The 3560-nt window shown below is 69.0% G+C and carries 3 protein-coding genes; 1 reads left to right on the top strand and 2 read right to left on the bottom strand.

Going from position 1 to position 3560, the window contains the following annotated elements:
- A partial coding sequence (locus VFL64_RS13555; RefSeq protein WP_489540906.1) for a DUF5666 domain-containing protein occupies positions 1-1385 on the top strand: 1385 nt, incomplete at its 5' end.
- Here the strand turns inward: VFL64_RS13555 and VFL64_RS13550 are convergent.
- Together VFL64_RS13550 and VFL64_RS13545 are read right to left on the bottom strand one after the other, a co-directional pair.
- Positions 1354-3297, bottom strand: a complete 1944-nt coding sequence (locus VFL64_RS13550) for a B12-binding domain-containing radical SAM protein (RefSeq protein ID WP_489540905.1) — start codon at positions 3295-3297, stop codon at positions 1354-1356. The genes VFL64_RS13555 and VFL64_RS13550 overlap by 32 nt on opposite strands.
- A gap of 117 nt (positions 3298-3414) precedes the next feature.
- On the bottom strand, positions 3415-3560 hold a 146-nt coding region (locus VFL64_RS13545; RefSeq protein WP_489540907.1), incomplete at its 5' end, for a transglutaminase family protein.

Here is a 3560-nt window from a genome sequence, read left to right as displayed (position 1 = left end):
GCACCGCCACCCTGTTCCTCACCCAATGCGGCGGCGTCGGCGAAGACGGCTCGGGCATGACGCCCCCCGACACGCACACCACCGGCGTGGTCAACGGGTTCGGCAGCGTGGTCGTCAACGGCATCCACTTCGACGTGCGCTCGGCCGACATCGTGGTGGACGGCATCGCCGGGCGCACGCAAGCCGACCTGCGCGGGGGCATGGTGGTGGACGTGGTCAGCCGCATCGCGCCCAGCGGCAACACCGGCACGGCCACCCGCCTGGTCTACGAGAGCCTGCTGCGCGGCAACATCGAAGCCTTGCCCGGCGCGGGCGTCGTGAGTGTGCTGGGGCAGCGCATCGTCATCGGTGAAGGCACCCTGTTCAGCAACGCGTCCGAGATCGACGACCTGCAGCTCGGCGACCGCGTGCAGGTGTCGGGCTTCCGCGCGCCGGACGGCAGCCTGCACGCCACCTGGGTGGCCAAGGAAGGCAGCGGCGGCAACCTGCAGCTCACCGCGTTCATCAGCTCGATCACGGGCAGCAGCGTGCGCCTGTCGGGGCTCGACATCGACCTTGCCACGGCCGAGTTCGAGGGCGTGACGCAGGCCACCCTGGCCGCGGGCCAGCTCGTGCGCGTGGTGCTGCAGGCCGCACCCACCAACGGCCAGGCCGTGGCCAGAAAGATCAGCCTCGTCGACCGCCGAACCGCCACGTCGCTGAGCAAGCAGCAGATTGAAGGCATCACCGCGCAGTGGGATGCAGGCACGGGGCGCTTCAGCCTGAACGGCCAGGCCGTGCAGGTGAACCTCGCCACGCGCTACGAAGGCGGCACGCGGGCCGATCTCGCCACCGGCGTGCGCATCCGCGTCACGGGCACGCTGGACAGCGCCCAGGTGCTGAACGCCGAAAAGCTGAGCTTCTTCCCGGTGTCGCTCAGCGGGTATGCCCGTGGCCGGGTCACGGCGGTCGACCCCGCCGGCCAGCGCTTCAACCTGCTCGACAACCCTGGCGTGGAGATCCGCATTCGCGCCGAAACCCTGCTCAACGACACCCTGGTCGACGGCGGCACGCTCAACCTCGGCAACCTAGCCGTGGGTGACGAGATCGTGGTGCTCGGTCAGGCCGACGGCGACCGCATCGACGCAGAACTGGTGACCCGCCTGCCCCGGAGCACCCCGGGCACCGGCGTGGGCGGCCCGGCGCGCCGCATCGGAACCACCACGGCATTGACCATCCTCGGCACCGGCGTCGACACGAGCGGCGCCAACTACTTCAATGCCCAGGGCGGCGCCATGACGCAGAGCGAGTTCTTCGCGGCCTTGCAGCAGGACGACCTGGTGCGCGCCGAAGGCATTTACCTCGGCGGGGTGCTCAACGCCGTGACGGTGCGGCGCGTTCGCTGACGGGCTCGCTGGAATCCGCCAGCGCCTTCGCGATGCGATGGCGCGGCACCTTCGTCTTGGGCACGGGGAAGTCGAACCAGCGGCGCACGTCTTCCTCCAGCCCGATGCCGTGCATGTAGTTGTAGAGCGCCTTCTTGAGCCCCACACCCAGCGCGTCGTGGTCTGTGCCGGTGGGGTCGATGAAGCCGATGTCGTTCTTGGCGAAGGACACCGGCGGCAGCGGCTGCAGCGTGACGCCGTACTCCTCGGGGTGCTGGCCCACCGGCGAATGCACGGTGCAGGCAAAGCGGTGGAAGAAGCCCGACTGGATGCAGCCGTTCTCGAACAGCTGGCGCACGTACTCGAGCGCGTCCACCGTGTCCTGCGCCGTCTGCGTGGGAAAGCCATACATCAGGTAGGCGTGCACCAGGATGCCGGCATCGGAGAAGGCCTTGGTCACGCGCGCCACCTGCTCCACCGACACGCCCTTCTTCATCAGCGCGAGCAGGCGGTCGGAGGCGACTTCCAGCCCGCCCGAGATGGCGATGCAGCCGCTGTCGGCCATCTGCTGGCACAGCTCGGGGCTGAACGACTTCTCGAAGCGGATGTTGCCCCACCACGAGACCGAGAGCTGCCGCTGGATCAGCTCGGCCGACAGCGCCTTGAGCGCCTTGGGCGGCGCGGCCTCGTCGACGAAGTGGAAGCCGGTCTGCCCCGTCTCCTCGACGATGGCCTTCATGCGGTCGACCAGCGTGGCGGCCGAAGCGCCTTCGTAGCGCGAGATGTAGTCGAGGCTCACGTCGCAGAAGCTGCACTTCTTCCAGTAGCAGCCGTGGGCCACGGTGAGCTTGTTCCAGCGCCCGTCGCTCCACAGCCGGTGCATCGGGTTGAGCATGTCCAGCAGCGACAAGTACTTGTCGAGCGGCAGGCCGTCCCAGGTGGGCGTGCCGACTTCGGCGAAGGCCACGTCGGCTTCCATCATGTTGACGTAGCGCACCGCGCCGTCTTCGCGCAGGTAGGTGCGCACGAGCCGCTGGCGCGAGCGCTTGCCCTGCAGGTGCTCCAGCAGCGCGAGCAGCGGGCGTTCGCCGGCGTCGAGCGTCACGTGGTCGAAGTGGTCGAACACGCGCGGCTCGGTGAGCTCGCGCAGCTCGGTGTTGACGAAGCCGCCGCCGAGCACCGTGACGATTTCCGGATCGTGCGCCTTCACCGCCTGTGCGATGCGAAAGGCCGCGTACACCGAACCCGGGAACGGCACCGACACCAGCAGCACGCCGGGCCGGTGCTTCTTGACCGCCACCAGCGTCAGCTCGACCAGGGTGCGGTCGACGAGGTTGAGTGGCTCGGCCAGCGCCTGCGCCAGCGGATCGAAGGTGGGCTGGCTCTGCGCCAGCGATTCGGCGTAGCGCACGAACTCGAAGCGCGGGTCGATGGCATCACGCAGCACGTCGGCCAGGTCGTTGAGGTAGAGCGTGGCGATGTGGCGGGCGCGGTCTTGCATGCCGAGCGCGCCGAACGCCCAGGCAAGCGGGTCGCCGCCCTCCTCGTCGATGTAGACGTCGAGCGAGTCGAAGCGCGCACCTTCGGGCAAGTAGCCGCGCCCGGCGATGCGGTGGCCAAGCGTGGGGTCGCGGCCCTGCAGGAAGGCGATGGTCGGGCCGATGGTGGCGTGGTAGCGGTCGAACTGGTCCATGAAGGCATGGATCTGCGGCGTGCGCGCGGAGGCTGGCAAGGCTTCGATCCGCTCGCGAACCTCCAGCAGCCCCTCGGCAGACAGCAGGCGTAGCACCAAGGCCAGCGCCAGGTCCTCCTGCACGGCATCGACGCCGCGCGAACGCAGGAAGCCCGTGAGGTAGGCGGTGGACGGGTACGGCGTGTTGAGCTGCGTCATCGGCGGGATGACGGAGAGCACGCGCGGAGCAGACAGGAGCATGGGTGGAGTCTGCCATGCCGCTCCACCCGTTCGGGCTGAGGTATCGAAGCCTGGCACGGCCTGAGCGAGCCTTCGATACCTCAGGCCGAACGGGTGTCGACGCGCGGTGCGCTTCGCTCAGTCCTGCGTCGCCCGCCTCAGATCCAGCGTGAACGGGAAGTTCGGGTTGCGCTCGTCCTTCGGCACCTTCATCTCGCCCGGCGTGTGGCCCACGCGGAAGAAGCGCGCCAGCCGCCGTGCCTCGGCCTCGTAGGCATTGACCG

Source organism: Rhizobacter sp., assembly GCF_035702065.1.
Lineage (GTDB): Bacteria > Pseudomonadota > Gammaproteobacteria > Burkholderiales > Burkholderiaceae_C > Rhizobacter.
Note: the sequence above shows the minus strand (reverse complement) of the source record. Positions and strands in the feature narration are given on the sequence as shown.

What these genes read in the sequence shown, in the direction of transcription:
- VFL64_RS13550 (WP_489540905.1), bottom strand. Translation starts at nt 3,297, where the DNA reads ATGCTCCTGTCTGCTCCGCGCGTGCTCTCCGTCATCCCGCCGATGACG.